Raw genomic sequence first — 15,353 nt, 5'->3', positions numbered from 1 at the left:
CATGAAATTTTCAAGTAAACAACGTAAAGACGTATTAAACGGAGTAAATAAACAAGAGTTAGATGTGATCGTAATTGGTGGAGGTATTACTGGTTCTGGTATTGCATTAGATGGAGCAACACGCGGGTTATCAACAATTGTGTTTGAAATGCAGGACTTTGCAGCAGGTACATCAAGTCGTTCAACGAAGCTTGTACACGGTGGTCTACGTTATTTAAAACAACTTGAAGTGAAAATGGTAGCAGAGGTGGGTAAAGAGCGTGCGATCGTATATGAGAACGGTCCCCATGTAACAACACCAGAGTGGATGTTACTTCCGTTCCATACAGGCGGTACGTTCGGATCATTTAGTACATCAATTGGTCTTCGTGTATACGACTTCTTAGCAGGTGTAAAACGAAGCGAGCGCAGAAAGATGTTTAACCGTGAAGAAACGCTAAACAAAGAGCCTCTTGTAAAAAAAGAAGGATTAAAAGGCGGCGGTTACTACGTAGAATATCGTACAGACGATGCGCGTCTTACAATTGAAGTAATGAAAGAAGCAATTGAGCATGGTGCGAAAGCTGTTAACTACGCAAAAGTAGACAGTTTCTTATATAAAGATGGAAAAGTATGCGGTGTACGTGTAATCGATTTACTAGACGGTGAAGTATATGAAGTTTACGGTAAGAAAATTGTAAACGCAGCTGGTCCTTGGGTAGATACACTTCGTGAAAAAGATAACTCGAAAAAAGGAAAAGTACTTCAGTTATCAAAAGGTGTTCACTTAGTAATTGATCAAAAACGTTTCCCACTCGGGCAAGCAATTTACTTCGATACACCAGATAAACGTATGGTGTTCGCGATTCCTCGCGGAGGAAAAACATACGTAGGTACAACAGATACGTTCTATGATAAAGACGCAGCTGTACCACAAATGACAACAGAAGATCGCACATACATCATTAATGCGATTAACTACATGTTCCCAAGCGTGAAAATTACAGAGAAAGACATTGAATCAAGCTGGGCTGGTGTACGTCCGTTAATTTATGAAGAAGGTAAGAATGCATCTGAAATTTCTCGTAAAGATGAAATTTGGACTTCTGAATCTGGTTTAATTACAATCGCAGGTGGTAAATTAACAGGATACCGTAAAATGGCTGAAATGGTAGTAGATTACGTAACGAACTTACTACAAAAAGAAGGTCATAGCGCATATCCGAAGAGCGATACGAAACATATGCCAATCTCTGGTGGACATGTAGATGGTTCACACGGATTCCCAGCATTTGTTGCGAAAAAAGCAGACGAAGGTACAAAATCTGGTTTAACGAAAGTACAAGCAGAAGAGTTCGCGAAATTCTACGGCTCTAACGTTGATGTACTGTTCGACTTAGCGAAAAAACATAAAGAAGAAGCGAAAGAATACAACATGCCGCTTGAAGTTCTAATCCCACTTGTATACGCAATGGATTACGAAATGACAGCAAAACCAGTTGACTTCTTCGTACGCCGCAGAGGCGCTGTATTCTTCAACATCCACTGGGTATACGAGTGGAAAGAAGCAGTAATCAACTACATGGCTGCGAAACTAGGCTGGAGCAAAGAAGAACAAATGAAATATACAGCTGAACTAGAAAAAGCACTAACAGACGCTGTAATTCCTGTAGATCAACAAGAACAGGCAGCTGCGTTAGCATAAAATAGAGAACCACCTGAAGGGGAGCCTTTAGGTGGTTTTTTTATGGGTTATTTTTCTAACTATGTTGTATAACGACATATGTTGTTATACTATGTATATAAGGTGGTGGTATTGTTGGACAAAGAAATCTTGAAGGGAAGTATAGATATTTTATTACTTTCTATCATTGCAAAACGTGATACATACGGCTACGAAATAGCTCAAAGTTTAAAGGATGCAAGTGAAGATTTGTATAGTATGGGACAGGGAACTTTGTATCCTGCTTTAAAGCGATTAGAGAAAAAGGAGTTTCTTGAATCTTATTGGAATGAATCTGAGAATGGGATGAAAAGGAAATTCTATACTATTACAGATAAAGGGAAAAAAGAATTGCAGAAGAAAGTGAACTCTTGGGAGAGTGTAACAGCATTAATTCAAGCTTGTCAGAAAGGAGTTATTTATGAGTGAATTTGATGAGTATATTAAGTCTATTTTAGCCTATTCAGAACTTAGTGATATTGAACAGGATGAGTTATTTCTAGAAATGTATGATCACTTGAACAGCTTGAAAGAAGAATATATGGAACAAGGTATGAATGAAAAAGAAGCGATTTATAAAGCGATTCAAAGTTTTGGAGAATCAAAAGTTATTGGCGTAGAGATTAATAAATCGGTATACGAAGTTCCTAGGCCATTAAAGGTATTATCAAAAATTTTATGTATTCCTTATATAATCATTTGTTTTATTGTCTTTTTAGGAACGTTTATTTCAACTTCTACATTTGACTCTGTTCGCAGTTTGACAGGTGGTGGGACTGTCTATCATCCCATTGAATTTTGGCAGCAATTTTTACATATATCTGATTTAGAAACGTTATTACAACTTTTTGGAATAACACTTTGGCAAGTTAAAGATTTTATTGCACATCCAGGTCCTTGGGGAAACTCAACTTATTGGTTAAGCGTTTTACAACATATAATATTAGTAGTTCCATTCGGATTTTTCGTTCCAGTGCTGATTAATAAAGTGACTAACTATAAGAAAGCTCGTAAGTGGTATGTTATGACCTTTCTTGTTTGGGAGATATTACATTTACTAACTTTGTCTGATGTTTTTGATGTGTGGCGGATTGCTATAAATATGCTCGGTGCGTCGGTAGGATATCTTTTATTTATAAGCATAATGCAACTGGATAATAAATTTAGGGTTATGCGAAAGAAGATATTTGAAAATTAGCTCGCTATTCTGTAGTTTAAATTATACAAATTTAATTTGATGGTAATAGAGTATCGCTGAAAACATAGGTACTATGTAGTGAGAGGATTTTTTATATTCGTAATAGGTGTTGTTCCTTGTTTAATCCTACTGTTATGAAGCGGGTCCATAATCCGTCTTTATTGGTGCTATAAATGATGAGAGCGGCACAGCTGAACTAGAAAAAGTCTAGATCAACAAGAGCAGGCAGCTGCGTTAGCGTAAAATAGAGAACCACCTGAAGGGGAGCCTTTTAGGTGATTTTTTCTCTTGACTAAAAATAAATAAAATGTGTTACAATGATGATAGAGTATTTAGTGTGAATTTTGCATAAAATAAAAAAGACAGAAACCTGAGAAACTTCTGCCTTTGTAACCTAACTTGCTATTGTGGTGGTAGTAGGTGCGGTTATAAGACAATTACATTAACGTTTTAGCCGAGAACCGCCCTTACCTTTTCCACGAAGCAGGGTGGTTCTCGCTTTTTTGTATACAGAAATTAGCCATGGACCGAAGTATCTTCTACCGATGACAACGCCAGCTCCGGTTAGGATACCATACACTAATTTAATTACAAACATCGCGATCATATTATCACCTCCCCCTTTTTTCAAAATGGAAGAGATGATTACCACACCTACTAGTTATAGCTTATTAAGTTACGTATTCATTGTATTATGTTTTAAAATAGGGAACAAGATATATGGATGAAAATTCCTAGTTTTTAAGCAGAGCATTAGTGTCAGGGGACAAGAAGTAAATAAATATTCATAAAAAAACGGTATGGACATTACCATCCGTATTTTTTTATGTATTTATAAAACTTTTCCATACAGTGCGTCGTCTAATATATGGGAAGGAGGAAATGATGTGGATGAATTAACGATAGAAGCGTTTGAAATAGAAGATAAGGAGGAACTTATCGACGAAATAATGAACAAGTATGGGCAAGAAGTCCTGCAGCTTGTGTATTCATATGTGAATAATAAAGAGATTGCGGAGGATGTAACGCAAGATATATTTGTAAAATGTTATAAATCTCTTCATACATATAAAGGGAAATCGAATGTGAAAACGTGGTTATGGAGAATTGCGATTAATCAATGTAAGGACTATATAAAAAGTTGGTATAACAAAAAGGTAATCGTTACAGAGGATGAATTTGCGTATATTGGGATTCAAAATGATAGTGTCGAACAAACTGTCATTCAAAATGCGGAGGATAGTAGGTTGGCTTCTGCGGTAATGAGTTTACCGATAAAATATCGAGAAGTCATTTATCTATTTTATTATGAAGAATTATCAATTAAAGAGATTGCTACAGTAATAGAAGTAAAGGAAAACACGATAAAAACGAGACTGAAAAAAGCGAAGGAGCTTTTGAAGAAAGGATTGGAGGAATAATCAAATGGAAGATCGATTAAAAGGCTTGCGAAAATCAATGGAGAACACAACGTTTAAACATTTGAGTTTTTCTGATCAGCACCAGAAGCAGGTGCGCGAAAAAATTAAGCAATCGTCCGAAAAGGAAGAAGATATCCTTTTAGCAGTGTTACAACTTCTTATGAATGAAAAAACGGGTTATGAATTGATGCAGTTGCTAAGAGGGAGAGGGATTCAAAAATTCGAAGGTGGTGAAGGGTCTCTATACACTTTATTACATCGTCTAGAACAAAATCGCTTTATCCAATCTAGCTGGGATCACGCGGGAGCTAAATATTATCAATTAAATGATAAAGGAAACAAGATGCTGCGAAAGGCAGAGAAGAATGCTACGAAGGCGCGATTTATATTAAAAGGATTAGTACAGGAGTGAGAAAAAATTGAACAAAAAAGGGGAGCGTTTTTTAAAAGAAGTTACGAACCATATTAAATCAAAAGAAGCGAAGGATTTGGTGGCGATGGAACTAGACTTTCACTTAAAACAGGCGAAGAATATGTGGATGGATAAAGGATTAAGTGAGGAAGTTGCTGAAGATAAGGCTGTTGAACAAATGGGAAGTCCGGTCAAACTTGGCGAAGAACTTAACAAACTGTATAAGCCAAAGGTTGATTGGTTTTTAATTGGTTTATTAGTGGCTGCGATGGGGCTAGGGTTTTTGCCGATTATAACTTTTGGACATGCTGACTTATTCATGAATAAGGTGATATTTGTTATTCTCGGTGTTGTAACAGCTATGGGCATGATGCTACTTGATTATCGGAGATTAGAGAAACTTGGGTGGATGTTTTATACAATTGGCGTACTTATCTTGTTAATGATAAAATGTTTTCCGACTGATTACGTGATTGGGGAAGCAATAATAAAAATTGGCCCCATCAAAATTGACTGTTTAATGACGATGCCATTCTTCTTTCTAGCTTGGGCTTCTTTTTTCAATAATAGTAGGTTAAAGTTTATGCATCTTCTCATATTATACGTATTTTCTTTATATCTATTTTCAACTACATCAATTCTTTTACCAATTTTCATCTATATTACGATGGTATTCGTTATGCTTTGGTGGAGTAAGTTAGGAAAGAACACGGCATGGCTCATTACAATTTTACCAATTTTACCCTTTATTGTTAGGGATCTATTTTCCTGGTCTGCGGTAAAAGAATACCGGATAGCTAGAATTTTAGGATTTATAAATCCAGCGCATGATCAATGGGATTTACGTTTACAAGAGGCAATGTCTTCAGCAGGTTGGTTTGGTACATATGGAAATATAAAGTCTATCCGTGCTGCCCATACTGATTTTGTATTTGCAAGTTTGACTTACTATTATGGATATGTACTTGCGCTAGTTCTTGTCGTGATTCTTTCTCTTTTTGCAGTAAGAATAATGAACATAGCTTATAAAATAAATGATGGTTATGGTAAATTGCTTCTCGTTGGCGGAGTGACTCTTTTTGTAATCCATTTTATTTGTAACGTTGGCATGACCCTCGGGATATTACCACGTGTTTCTATATCATTACCTTTTATTAGCTACGGATTGATACCAACTCTGTTTCATGCATTTATAATGGGAATTGTGTTAAGTGTATATCGACGTAAAGATATTCCTTTTAGAATGAGAAAAACACCTTGATGATTATCAAGGTGTTTTCGTTATAAGTTCAAAACTATCCGAATCAGCCCCAAGCACAAAAGGACTAACCTCGCCAACACTATAAAGTTGCAACTCATGCATCGCGCGCGTACAAGCAGTGTAGAACAATCTACGTACGCTCTCATCACTGTATACATCTTCAGAAGCATCATAAATAATAACAGCGTCAAATTCAATACCCTTCGCTAAATAAGCAGGGATCACGACAATACCTTGCTCATACTCGGCTGAGTTACTCTTCACGAGTTTAATATTCTCGATATGACGGAGTGCTTCGTATGCAGCGGCGCTTTCAGTTGCGGATTTACATATAATTGCGATTGTATTGTGATTTTGTTTTTGTAGTTCGGTAACTTTTGTAGTAATATGCTCGTGCAGTTCGCTGTAATCAGCTACTTTCGTTACTGTAGGTTTCTCGCCGTCGCGTTCAAAGGCGTGAATGTTCTTCCCTTCCGGTACGAGAGCACGTGTAAATTCAATAATCGGTTTTGTTGAGCGGTAGCTACGAGTTAAGTTAATACCGTTCGTTTCATCTGGTCCGTATAAGCTAGTAAGTGTATTGAAATTCACTGCCTCACTCGCATGGGCAAATATCGCTTGGTTAAAGTCTCCGAGTACCGTCATTCTTGCAGCAGGGAAGAGACGTTTTAAGAACTCGAACTGAAACGGAGAATAATCTTGCGCTTCATCTACGAGTACGTGTTTAATCGATCTGTTCGTTTGGAAGCCTTCAATTAATTCTTTTAAAAGTAAAAATGGAGTCGCATCCTCGTAATATAGCTTTCCTTCATCAAGCATGTTCACCGTTAGAGAGCAAATGTCATCCCATTCTTTCGGTTTTTCTCCAGTAACCCATGATGCGTCTGTGAAGATTTGTTTATAGATTCCTGTGAAATTGATGAAGCGCAGTGTTTGAACGCCTTTACGAAGCGGCTTCAATTTTTTGCGGACAATCATACGTCCCAGGACTTTCGTTTCTTTCTCATAGTCATTAAAAGAGTTGTCGTCAAACTCGCCTTTTTTCTGCAAGTATTTATAAGCCTTTTGATATTCATCTTTACTAAGTAATTCAATTTCTTCTTCTACCCAAGGCTTTTTCAGTTCTGCTTTTTCAAGTGCATCTATTTGTTTATTTAGCCAATCCGTTAACTTCTCAATTCGACTATGGAAGCGGAGGGAGGAGTCAGTATTGTAAAATTGCTCTGTAATTTCTTTAGCTGAGGCGATCAGTTTCCCTCTAAATTTCATTCCTCTAAATAGCATGCCTGAAGTTTCAAGAGATTGTCTGTACGCTTTAATCATTTCGAAAAATTGAGTGGATGCTTTAAATCGGATGCTGGCATTTCTAATTTTGTAATTTGCGCTATTTGTTTCAGTTAGCATATATTCTAATTGTTCGTAAGGATCTTCCACATCAAATGACTTACTTAGTCTATGGTTTAAATATTCTTGGAATGTTACTTGCTGCATATTTTCTTCACCGAGTTCAGGTAGTACGTTAGAAACGTAGCTATTGAACATAGAGTTAGGGGAAAAGAGAATAATTTGATCCGCTTTTAGCCATTCGCGATATTTATATAGTAAGTAGGCGATTCGCTGCAGGGCAGCTGATGTTTTACCACTACCAGCAGCTCCTTGAACGATAAGGAGTCGGCCTTCATCGTGACGGATAATTTCATTTTGCTCACGCTGAATCGTAGCGACGATGCTCTGCATATGTTTGTTTGTACCTTTTCCGAGCGCTTGTTGCAGAATTTCATCACCGATTGTGAGGCTCGTATCGAACATGGAATCAATCTCGCCATTTTGAATAATGTATTGTAATTTTTTCTCCACATTACCGCGAATTACGCCGCCTGGTGTGTTGTATTCAGCCGGTCCTGGTGGATAGTCGTAATAAACACTTGAAATTGGGGCGCGCCAGTCATAAATAAGAAAGTTTTCTCCGCTTGCATCAGTAAGGGTAGAAACACCGATATAGATTTGTTCTGCGGCAGGTTCGCCTTCTTCAGTAAAATCGATGCGTCCGAAGTAAGGTGCTTTTTGCATGCGTCGCAGCGCGGCAAGTCGATTAAAGGTGTGTTTATGGGTGATTTGTGTAACAGCTAGTGACTGAGCTTGTTGTCTTAAGTTGATAACTGTTTCAAGGTAATCATCAAAAGTATCTGTATTCACTTTAACGTCATCCCAGAAGTGTTTACGGATGTTGATTACTTCTGCCCGGCGTCTGCCAGTTTCGTTTTCCAGCTTATCAATTTGCTGCGTAATCGTTTCGATTACGGTATCCAATCGTTTTTGCTCTAGATCAAGTTTTTTGTTCATACGTAAGCACTCCTTTAAAAGTGAAAAATAGAGGTTGACTGAAGAAAGGTTTTGTTGTACAATTAAGATACGGATAAATACGTTCTGTGTATTTTAGAAAACGTGTTTCTGTACTAATTTAACATAGTTTCTTAATTTAATCAATAATGATGAGATAAACCCTTGGTTCCACGCGTTGTGAATCAAGGGTTTTTTGTTTTTCTGTAAGAAATAATTGCAATTTTGCCGAGGATAATCTAAGTAAAGTATAGAAACAATCAGGAATAGGGGGATACTGATGGGAAAATATTTTGAGGAAGCACATCGTTTTTGTTCTCGTAATAGAAAGCACTTAGAAAAGGATGTTATATGTGGTTGTTTCTATTGTTTAGAAATTTTCCATCCAGAAAAAATTACAGAGTGGTGGGATGATGATAACACAGCAGTTTGTCCGTATTGTGGGATTGACTCTATTATAGGGGAAAGTTCAGGATTTAGAATCACAGAAATGTTTTTAAGTGAAATGCATAAAAGATGGTTTTAGTTAAACGAATGACAAAATAAACTTTCGGTAACGAAGATAGTGTAAAACTAGCTAAGATTGTACACTATCCATAAAATGAAAAAGACGTTATCCTTTCTATAGAATCGAAGAGTCAATCATGTAATTTCATTTACCCAATCTGTACACAATTTCCCCCTGGAAGAGGGGATATAAAAAAGCTCGGGCTTAGCCCGAGCTTTTCATTATTTCTTTTCGTCTTTTTTATCGTCAGCTTTTTGCTCTTTGAAAAGATCTTTTAAATCTTTATCGTCAACTTTTACGTCAGCTTTTTTGATTTCTTTCATCATAAGATCGTTCATGAATTGAGCATCTTGCGTTTTTTCTTGAGCTAGTGATTTTTTAATATCAGCTTTTGCTTTATCGAAAGTAGCATCTGCGTGATTATCAGTTACTTTAATAATATGGTAACCAAATTGTGTTTTTACAGGTTCGCTTACTTCATCTTTTTTCAACTTTTGAGCTGCTTCTTCAAATTCTTTTACCATTTTCCCTGGTCCGAAGAATCCTAAGTCGCCACCTTTTTCTTTTGAACCTGTATCTTCAGAGTATTGTTTTGCTAATTCTTCGAAAGATTTACCTTGAGCAAGTTCATCTTTCACTTTTTTAGCAGTTTCCTCATCTTTTACAAGGATATGACTTGCTTTAATTTCTTTTTTATAATCCTCGAATTTTGCTTTTACATCTTTATCAGTAATCGATTGTTCAACCGCTTTTTCTTGAGCTAATTGAGCACGTACACTATTTTTTATAGTTTCTTCTTTAATACCTTGTTGTTTCATTAGTGTATCGAATTGATCACCGTATTGTTTTTTCATTTCATCGAACTTTTTGTCTACATCTTTGTCTTCAACTTTGTAGTTTTTAATAAGTACTTTTTCCATAACCATGTTGTTTAGTACTTGTTTACCAGCTTGTGTCTTCATTTGATCGTAGAATTCTTCTTTTGTAATGTCACCAGCTTTAGATGTAACGATTTTGTCTGATGATGATGTTCCACATGCTGATAATGCGATTACACTTGTTGCGGCTAAGGCAAGCATAGCTTTCTTCATTCGATAAACACTCCTACTATTATGTATTTTTAATTTATCCTACACCGATGAATTTTAAATTCATAAGAGCCCGATTAAGTCTCACTGATACTTTTGCTTTTTTGTATTGGTAAAGCGCGCTTAACAGGGCTTACCGTGGCTGAGGATAAAGTTTTGATGAATGTTTTGTTCTATAGTATAAGCAATATGTACAAAATTTAATATATCATATTTCGACGCGTTTTCATATTGATAAAGAAAAATTAACCAGTACGTGTCAGATTTTGAAAGTGTGCCATATTGGGCGTATGCCGCATATACAGAATAGAGGAGGGGATGGGGATGAATTCTCAACTTATTTTATTACTTGTACTGTTTATTTTATTGGTTATTGTAGGTATAATTTGCTTATAGAGGAAAAAAGTGAGGAAGGGGCTTTCCTTCCTCACTTTCCATGAAATATAATTTCTATATAACTAGAAATTAATAAAATTGTTATACATACATTAATAACCCGAAAGACACCGGGCTGGCGGCTCGCAGCTATTTGTTTTCGTTCACACAGTGTATGTGTCATGAAATTCGTGTAAAATATAACAAGAAGTGCGAATGCGACAAAAACAACTGTTATAAGTGTCATGAGGCGAGACCTCCTTTTGGCTAAAATACATATACATATATTGTATCACACGATATTTTGTTCGTGTTACAAAATTCAGAAATAGAAGACTTTGTGTTAGAAAGTGAGGGAGAAAATGGACGTTGTTAGAAGATTAGAACAAGCTGAATACTACGTAGACCTACTATTTAAAATGATTGATGAAGAGAAGTGTCCATTTTATTCTTTGATCATAAAGAAAAAAGCTCGTAAAAAAGATATTGAACGTATACTAAATCTTTGTGAAAAACTGAACGAGCAATATGTAGTGGAGAAAGCTGAAGGGCTTCTTTTGTTCGATGCGCTGTTAAATCAATTTGAAAAAGCGCTTCCACATCAGCTCGAAGTACACGAAACTGCGGAAGCGCTAGCAAAACAAGGTTTATTTAAGCCGCTTATGAATGAATTCTTAAGCATGATTGCGAAAAAATAAATAGATTATTTCTTAACTAACTTTTGATCGGATTCTGTAAAGTTCTCTTCAATATCTTCTAATGATTTCTCAAAAATATCGATAAAGTCTTGTCCGTAAATATTACGCAGGATTGCAATCAGTTCGATATTTTCTGGGAACTTCCCATAAAAATTACGAAGTGCAAGAGCCCCATTAAACACTGAATTATTTTCAGGATCATACTCCTCCATTAAGCGAAGTAGTAATTCTTCCCCTTTGTCTGTAATTTCAATGTACGTATTTCGTTTATCATCTTCCTTTTTTGAGAATACAAGATAGCCGCGTTCTTCCAGCTTTTTCGAGAAGTTAAACGCCGTTGATACGTGCATAACTCCAAACTTAGCAATCTCAGAAATAGAAGCCCCTTTTAAATGATAAGCGATTGTTAAAATATGATGTTCATTAATATTTAAATCGTAAGGTTTAATCCACTGCTGCCAATCTTTCTCTACACATTTCCATAACGCTTTCGATAATTGAGCAATGCGTTGGCTGAAAATCATCGCTTCTTTTACCGAGTAATCTTTTTCTCCACTTTTCATTTACTCACCCACTTTAACATTCTTTTTCATTACTATCTATTATGCCAGTAAAATAAAAATTAATAAAGTCTTTTTGTAAGAATTGTGAAAATTTTTTAACAAAATGACATTCTATACAAATCATGCATAACTATGGAAGCGTTTTATGAGTCGTGAATACATGCGTTGTCCTTACATGTTAATTGATAACATATATTGTAAATGCATAAAAACACGGCATATCTATACGATATGCCGTGTCAAGGTCAATTTATATAAAAAATATTTGTTATATGCAAAAAACTAAGCAGGAATTTGTTTACGCTTTTTCTGGAACAGCTTCTTGTAGTTTCTCAATTGACTTTTGGATGTCCAAAATTTCTTTCTCAATATGGCGCTTGTTTTGAGAAATATCTTGTTTCCAGTTAGAAAGCGTGTCTTGCATGTCATCTTTTAGTTCTTGAAACACTTCTTTACCTTCTGAAGCCGTTTCAACAATTTGACGCTTTAATAATTTCGTATCAGCTGTAATATCAGCTAAAGTCTTTTTAATATCATTTCCTTTTTCTTTTAACTTGCCGCGCATGTCTTTACCAGAAGAAGGAGTTGAGAAAAGAACGGCTAGTCCAGCAACTGCTCCCCCGCAAATAACACCTGTAATAAAGGATTTAGCTTTTGACATAAAAGGAGACCTCCTTATTTTTTGTTCGTATTCATGATGTGAAAAAATATGCATATCTTTCTTATATGTGCTATGCACAAACAATCATCCCTGAGCATTTTAAGTGAAGAAACAAGCCATGCGGAATTTGATGACTTCAGGGAAGTGGCTTGTTATGTATTACGCCTTCTTATAGTGTCATTATTTCACACTATTTGCAATTGTACTTGCGATGTTTTGTAAATTTTCCATAGTGTATTCATTTTGGTGTGATTTCCAAACAGCACCGAAACCATCTTTTTCACCGTAGCGTGGAATTAAATGAAGGTGGAAGTGGAACACAGTTTGTCCAGCTTTTTCACCGTTATTGTTAAGTAGGTTAAAGCCAACTGGATTAAACTCTGCTTTAATCGCATTTGCGATTTTTGGAACGACAGAAAAAATGTGTGATGCGATTTCTGGCGTTAACGCAAAAATGTCTTGTTTGTGAACTTTCGGAATAACAAGAGTATGTCCTTTTGTTACTTGACTAATATCTAAAAATGCAAGCACATGTTCATCTTCGTATACTTTTGAGCAAGGGATTTGCCCGTCAATGATTTTACAAAAAATACAATTGTCTGCTGTATGATTCATTGATCTCATCCTTTCAAATATCCTTAGCCGTATTTTACCATAATTACATAAGAGAACAAACACGAAAAACAGGAAGCTGACTCAGCTTCCTGTTTTCTGAAGAGGGATTGAAAAAGCATTATCGTAATTTACGTTTCGCAGACACCTCATTTATTTAAGAAATGCACGGTAAATCGGCTAAAGTTTCTGCCGTAGACACCCCATTTTCAAGTGAAATGAATTGCAATCTTTTTTAAAATGAAATTGTTTATTTTTTAAAACAGTATATGCTCTTTCAGAGACACCCCGTTTCGAAAATGAAACAAATAATCTGGTTATGTGTAAATTTCATTGTCCAACATGGACACCCCATTTCATGATGACTTCACTATGTTGTTGTACTCATCAATTGGTGGTCGCTTTTTCAATGTGTTCCTTCTTCACTAATTATGATGTCCGCTTTCGTAAAAATATATGCTAACAAATTTAATTTTTTTTTAAGACATCGATACTATGTAGTACAGCGCCATTTTTGGTAAGATGAATATAGAATGAATACTAATGAAGAAAGTGGTGTCGTATGAGCGAGTTATTGCGTGTAGAAAATGTTACAGGAGGATATACGAAACGACCTGTATTAAAAGATGTTTCGTTCTCTGTTAATAAAGGCGAACTTGTCGGCTTAATCGGTTTAAATGGAGCTGGTAAAAGTACGACGATTAAACATATTATCGGTTTAATGGAACCGAAAAAAGGAACTGTCACAATTAATGGGAAAACAATTCGTGATGATATGACAGCATACCGTTCTAGTTTTTCGTTCATCCCAGAAACACCTGTATTATATGATGAGCTAACGCTAGAAGAACATTTGAAGCTAACAGCGATGGCGTACGGTGTCGATGAAAAACAATATGAAGAACGTGTAGGACAACTATTACATGAATTTCGCATGAAAAATCGTTTAAAATGGTTTCCATCTCATTTCTCAAAAGGGATGAAACAAAAAGTAATGATTATGAGCGCGTTTTTAGTTGAGCCATCTCTTTACATAGTAGACGAACCTTTCGTTGGATTAGATCCGTTAGCAATTCAATCACTTCTTCAAATGATGGATCAAATGAAAAAGAGTGGCGCCGGCATTTTAATGAGCACACATATTTTAGCGACGGCAGAGCGTTATTGTGATTCGTTCATTATTTTGCATCAAGGTGAAGTAAGAGCGAAGGGAACGTTATCTGAGCTGCAATCACAGTTTAATATGCCAGGTGCAACGTTAGATGATATTTACATCGCGCTAACAAAGGAAGAAGATTATGAATAGCACAGCATTATGGAAAGAACGATTTCGTCACTTTCTAAAAGAAGTTCGTACATATAGTAAATACGTATTTAATGATCATTTGAAATTTATTTTTGTATTTATCATCGGCGCAGGAGCGTATTATTACCAGCAATGGTTACAAACGTTAACACCTTCGTTTCCGACAGCGCTTGTTATGGCAGTGTTGCTTGGACTCGTGTTAACAGCTGGATCCATTCAAACGTTATTAAAAGAAGCGGATCTCGTTTACTTACTGCCAGTTGAAGAAAAGTTAAAACCTTACTTCACCAAGGCATTTCTTTTTACATTTATGATTCAGTTATACATAATTGCAATCGTAGCAGCTGCGCTTGCTCCGTTATACTTCCAACAAATGAAGCAAACAGGTGCTGGCTACATATGGATCGTACTCGCATTCGTCATTGTAAAAGCGTGGAATTTATTTGTAGCGTGGGAAAAGTCATTTTTAACAGATCAAAATATACAAAAGGCTGATTGGTTTATTCGTTTTATCTTAAACGGTTTATTTGTATATTTCCTTGTAGAACGTAATTCAGTTCTTGTTATTGGCGGAATCGTTCTGCTCATGGTGTTATATCTTGCTATCATGCATCAAATGGTAAAAGGAAAGCCGCTAAACTGGGAGTATTTAATTTCTGAAGAAGGTAAGAAAATGATGCTGCTGTACCGAATTGCGAATATGTTCGTTGATGTACCAGCATTAAAAGAGAGAGTAGCACGCAGAAAATGGCTTGATTTCATTCTGTCGATGATAGGCGAAAAGCGTACATATTTATACTTATATACGAGAACTTTCTTAAGATCTGGTAATTATTTTGGCTTATATGTGCGCCTGCTTGCTCTTGGCGGAGTTATTCTTTACTTCATTCCGTTTTTATATGGACGATTTATCGTAAGCCTTATCTTCCTATACTTAATCGGTTATCAGCTATTAACTTTATGGAAACATCACCGCATGAAAATTTGGCTTGATTTGTACCCAGTAGGGGGAGAAGAGAAGAAGAAAGATTTTCTTACTTTATTAAATGCGATTCTAATCATCGGGAGCGTAATCTTTACAGTGATATTTGCACTTGCGACGAAAGATTTCATGATGACGGGAATTTTACTAGTCGTAAGCATAGTATTTAGTATCGGTTTCGTTTATCAATACGGGGCAAAACGTATTGAGCGTTTAAATTGAAGGG

Annotated in this window: 18 protein-coding genes; 11 read left to right on the top strand and 7 right to left on the bottom strand. The window is 36.0% G+C overall.

What is annotated here, in order from left to right; genetic code table 11:
- Position 1: 1 nt before the first annotated feature.
- The 3 genes from glpD (at position 2) to BUA87_RS12245 (ending at position 2,900) form a co-directional block, all read left to right on the top strand.
- Positions 2-1,684, top strand: coding sequence for an aerobic glycerol-3-phosphate dehydrogenase (glpD, locus tag BUA87_RS12255; RefSeq protein ID WP_000672829.1), 1,683 nt, complete (start codon positions 2-4; stop codon positions 1,682-1,684).
- A gap of 114 nt (positions 1,685-1,798) precedes the next feature.
- Complete coding sequence (locus tag BUA87_RS12250; protein WP_000356630.1) at positions 1,799-2,131, top strand: PadR family transcriptional regulator; 333 nt, start codon at positions 1,799-1,801, stop codon at positions 2,129-2,131.
- A complete protein-coding gene (locus BUA87_RS12245) occupies positions 2,124-2,900 on the top strand; it encodes a VanZ family protein (RefSeq protein WP_001288377.1) in 777 nt (258 codons plus the stop codon). The genes BUA87_RS12250 and BUA87_RS12245 overlap by 8 nt, the downstream gene beginning before the upstream one ends.
- Positions 2,901-3,342: 442 nt before the next feature.
- Here BUA87_RS12245 and BUA87_RS31325 read toward each other — a convergent pair whose 3' ends face one another.
- On the bottom strand, positions 3,343-3,507 hold the full coding sequence (locus BUA87_RS31325) for a hypothetical protein (RefSeq protein WP_000561150.1): 165 nt from the start codon (positions 3,505-3,507) through the stop codon (positions 3,343-3,345).
- 280 nt (positions 3,508-3,787) lie between these two features.
- Between BUA87_RS31325 and BUA87_RS12240 the strand changes: the two genes are divergently transcribed.
- Genes BUA87_RS12240 through BUA87_RS12230 form a run of 3 tightly spaced genes read left to right on the top strand, consistent with a single transcriptional unit; the run spans position 3,788 to position 5,994 of the window.
- On the top strand, positions 3,788-4,321 hold the full coding sequence (locus tag BUA87_RS12240) for a sigma-70 family RNA polymerase sigma factor (RefSeq protein WP_000344008.1): 534 nt from the start codon (positions 3,788-3,790) through the stop codon (positions 4,319-4,321).
- A gap of 4 nt (positions 4,322-4,325) precedes the next feature.
- The gene (locus BUA87_RS12235; RefSeq protein WP_000390151.1) at positions 4,326-4,733 is read left to right on the top strand and encodes a PadR family transcriptional regulator; all 408 of its coding nucleotides are present in this window, start codon (positions 4,326-4,328) and stop codon (positions 4,731-4,733) included.
- A 7-nt stretch (positions 4,734-4,740) separates the two neighbouring features.
- Positions 4,741-5,994 carry an FtsW/RodA/SpoVE family cell cycle protein gene (locus BUA87_RS12230; protein ID WP_072939782.1) on the top strand — a complete coding sequence of 418 codons (1,254 nt, stop codon included), beginning with the start codon at positions 4,741-4,743 and terminating at the stop codon, positions 5,992-5,994.
- Positions 5,995-6,000: 6 nt separating this feature from the next.
- Here BUA87_RS12230 and helD read toward each other — a convergent pair whose 3' ends face one another.
- A complete protein-coding gene (gene helD / locus BUA87_RS12225) occupies positions 6,001-8,337 on the bottom strand; it encodes an RNA polymerase recycling motor HelD (RefSeq protein ID WP_072939779.1) in 2,337 nt (778 codons plus the stop codon).
- Between the two features lie 277 nt (positions 8,338-8,614).
- Here helD and BUA87_RS12220 point away from each other — a divergent pair, with 277 nt between their 5' ends.
- Complete coding sequence (locus BUA87_RS12220) at positions 8,615-8,860, top strand: hypothetical protein (RefSeq protein ID WP_000521398.1); 246 nt, start codon at positions 8,615-8,617, stop codon at positions 8,858-8,860.
- A 203-nt stretch (positions 8,861-9,063) separates the two neighbouring features.
- Here BUA87_RS12220 and prsA read toward each other — a convergent pair whose 3' ends face one another.
- The gene (gene prsA / locus BUA87_RS12215; RefSeq protein ID WP_065228422.1) at positions 9,064-9,933 is read right to left on the bottom strand and encodes a peptidylprolyl isomerase PrsA; all 870 of its coding nucleotides are present in this window, start codon (positions 9,931-9,933) and stop codon (positions 9,064-9,066) included.
- A gap of 279 nt (positions 9,934-10,212) precedes the next feature.
- On the opposite strand from prsA, the gene BUA87_RS32155 reads away from it, so the two are divergent.
- Complete coding sequence (locus BUA87_RS32155) at positions 10,213-10,326, top strand: hypothetical protein (RefSeq protein WP_002023459.1); 114 nt, start codon at positions 10,213-10,215, stop codon at positions 10,324-10,326.
- Positions 10,327-10,357: 31 nt separating this feature from the next.
- On the opposite strand, the gene BUA87_RS12210 is transcribed toward BUA87_RS32155, so the two are convergent.
- A complete protein-coding gene (locus BUA87_RS12210) occupies positions 10,358-10,552 on the bottom strand; it encodes a hypothetical protein (protein ID WP_000172690.1) in 195 nt (64 codons plus the stop codon).
- A gap of 115 nt (positions 10,553-10,667) precedes the next feature.
- On the opposite strand from BUA87_RS12210, the gene BUA87_RS12205 reads away from it, so the two are divergent.
- Positions 10,668-11,003 carry a DUF1878 family protein gene (locus tag BUA87_RS12205; RefSeq protein ID WP_000383657.1) on the top strand — a complete coding sequence of 112 codons (336 nt, stop codon included), beginning with the start codon at positions 10,668-10,670 and terminating at the stop codon, positions 11,001-11,003.
- A gap of 5 nt (positions 11,004-11,008) precedes the next feature.
- Here BUA87_RS12205 and BUA87_RS12200 read toward each other — a convergent pair whose 3' ends face one another.
- From BUA87_RS12200 to BUA87_RS12190, 3 genes are all read right to left on the bottom strand, one after another.
- Positions 11,009-11,566, bottom strand: a complete 558-nt coding sequence (locus BUA87_RS12200; protein ID WP_000834924.1) for an HTH-type transcriptional regulator Hpr — start codon at positions 11,564-11,566, stop codon at positions 11,009-11,011.
- Between the two features lie 298 nt (positions 11,567-11,864).
- Positions 11,865-12,227 (bottom strand): YtxH domain-containing protein, encoded by a 363-nt coding sequence (locus BUA87_RS12195; RefSeq protein WP_000030302.1) that lies wholly within the window; start codon positions 12,225-12,227, stop codon positions 11,865-11,867.
- A gap of 180 nt (positions 12,228-12,407) precedes the next feature.
- The gene (locus tag BUA87_RS12190; RefSeq protein WP_001016835.1) at positions 12,408-12,842 is read right to left on the bottom strand and encodes an HIT family protein; all 435 of its coding nucleotides are present in this window, start codon (positions 12,840-12,842) and stop codon (positions 12,408-12,410) included.
- Positions 12,843-13,401: 559 nt separating this feature from the next.
- On the opposite strand from BUA87_RS12190, the gene ecsA reads away from it, so the two are divergent.
- Positions 13,402-14,145: an ABC transporter ATP-binding protein EcsA gene (ecsA, locus tag BUA87_RS12185; RefSeq protein ID WP_001292598.1), complete on the top strand. Its 744-nt coding sequence runs from the start codon at positions 13,402-13,404 to the stop codon at positions 14,143-14,145.
- Positions 14,138-15,349: an ABC transporter permease EcsB gene (gene ecsB / locus BUA87_RS12180; RefSeq protein WP_071713730.1), complete on the top strand. Its 1,212-nt coding sequence runs from the start codon at positions 14,138-14,140 to the stop codon at positions 15,347-15,349. Before ecsA ends, ecsB begins: the two co-directional genes overlap by 8 nt.
- Positions 15,350-15,353 lie beyond the last annotated feature (4 nt).

The organism is Bacillus sp. bc15 (assembly GCF_900142585.1).
Taxonomy (GTDB): Bacteria; Bacillota; Bacilli; order Bacillales; family Bacillaceae_G; genus Bacillus_A; species Bacillus_A cereus.
This window is presented reverse-complemented; position numbering and strand designations above follow the sequence as displayed.

Bases quoted from the DNA above. Each gene is read 5' to 3' on its own strand.
- glpD (WP_000672829.1), top strand. From the start codon at position 2: ATGAAATTTTCAAGTAAACAACGTAAAGACGTATTAAACGGAGTAAAT.
- BUA87_RS12245 (WP_001288377.1), top strand. From the start codon at position 2,124: ATGAGTGAATTTGATGAGTATATTAAGTCTATTTTAGCCTATTCAGAA.
- BUA87_RS31325 (WP_000561150.1), bottom strand. From the start codon at position 3,507: ATGATCGCGATGTTTGTAATTAAATTAGTGTATGGTATCCTAACCGGA.
- BUA87_RS12235 (WP_000390151.1), top strand. From the start codon at position 4,326: ATGGAAGATCGATTAAAAGGCTTGCGAAAATCAATGGAGAACACAACG.
- helD (WP_072939779.1), bottom strand. From the start codon at position 8,337: ATGAACAAAAAACTTGATCTAGAGCAAAAACGATTGGATACCGTAATC.
- BUA87_RS12220 (WP_000521398.1), top strand. From the start codon at position 8,615: ATGGGAAAATATTTTGAGGAAGCACATCGTTTTTGTTCTCGTAATAGA.
- prsA (WP_065228422.1), bottom strand. From the start codon at position 9,933: ATGAAGAAAGCTATGCTTGCCTTAGCCGCAACAAGTGTAATCGCATTA.
- BUA87_RS12210 (WP_000172690.1), bottom strand. From the start codon at position 10,552: ATGACACTTATAACAGTTGTTTTTGTCGCATTCGCACTTCTTGTTATA.
- BUA87_RS12205 (WP_000383657.1), top strand. From the start codon at position 10,668: ATGGACGTTGTTAGAAGATTAGAACAAGCTGAATACTACGTAGACCTA.
- BUA87_RS12200 (WP_000834924.1), bottom strand. From the start codon at position 11,566: ATGAAAAGTGGAGAAAAAGATTACTCGGTAAAAGAAGCGATGATTTTC.
- BUA87_RS12195 (WP_000030302.1), bottom strand. From the start codon at position 12,227: ATGTCAAAAGCTAAATCCTTTATTACAGGTGTTATTTGCGGGGGAGCA.
- BUA87_RS12190 (WP_001016835.1), bottom strand. From the start codon at position 12,842: ATGAATCATACAGCAGACAATTGTATTTTTTGTAAAATCATTGACGGG.
- ecsA (WP_001292598.1), top strand. From the start codon at position 13,402: ATGAGCGAGTTATTGCGTGTAGAAAATGTTACAGGAGGATATACGAAA.
- ecsB (WP_071713730.1), top strand. From the start codon at position 14,138: ATGAATAGCACAGCATTATGGAAAGAACGATTTCGTCACTTTCTAAAA.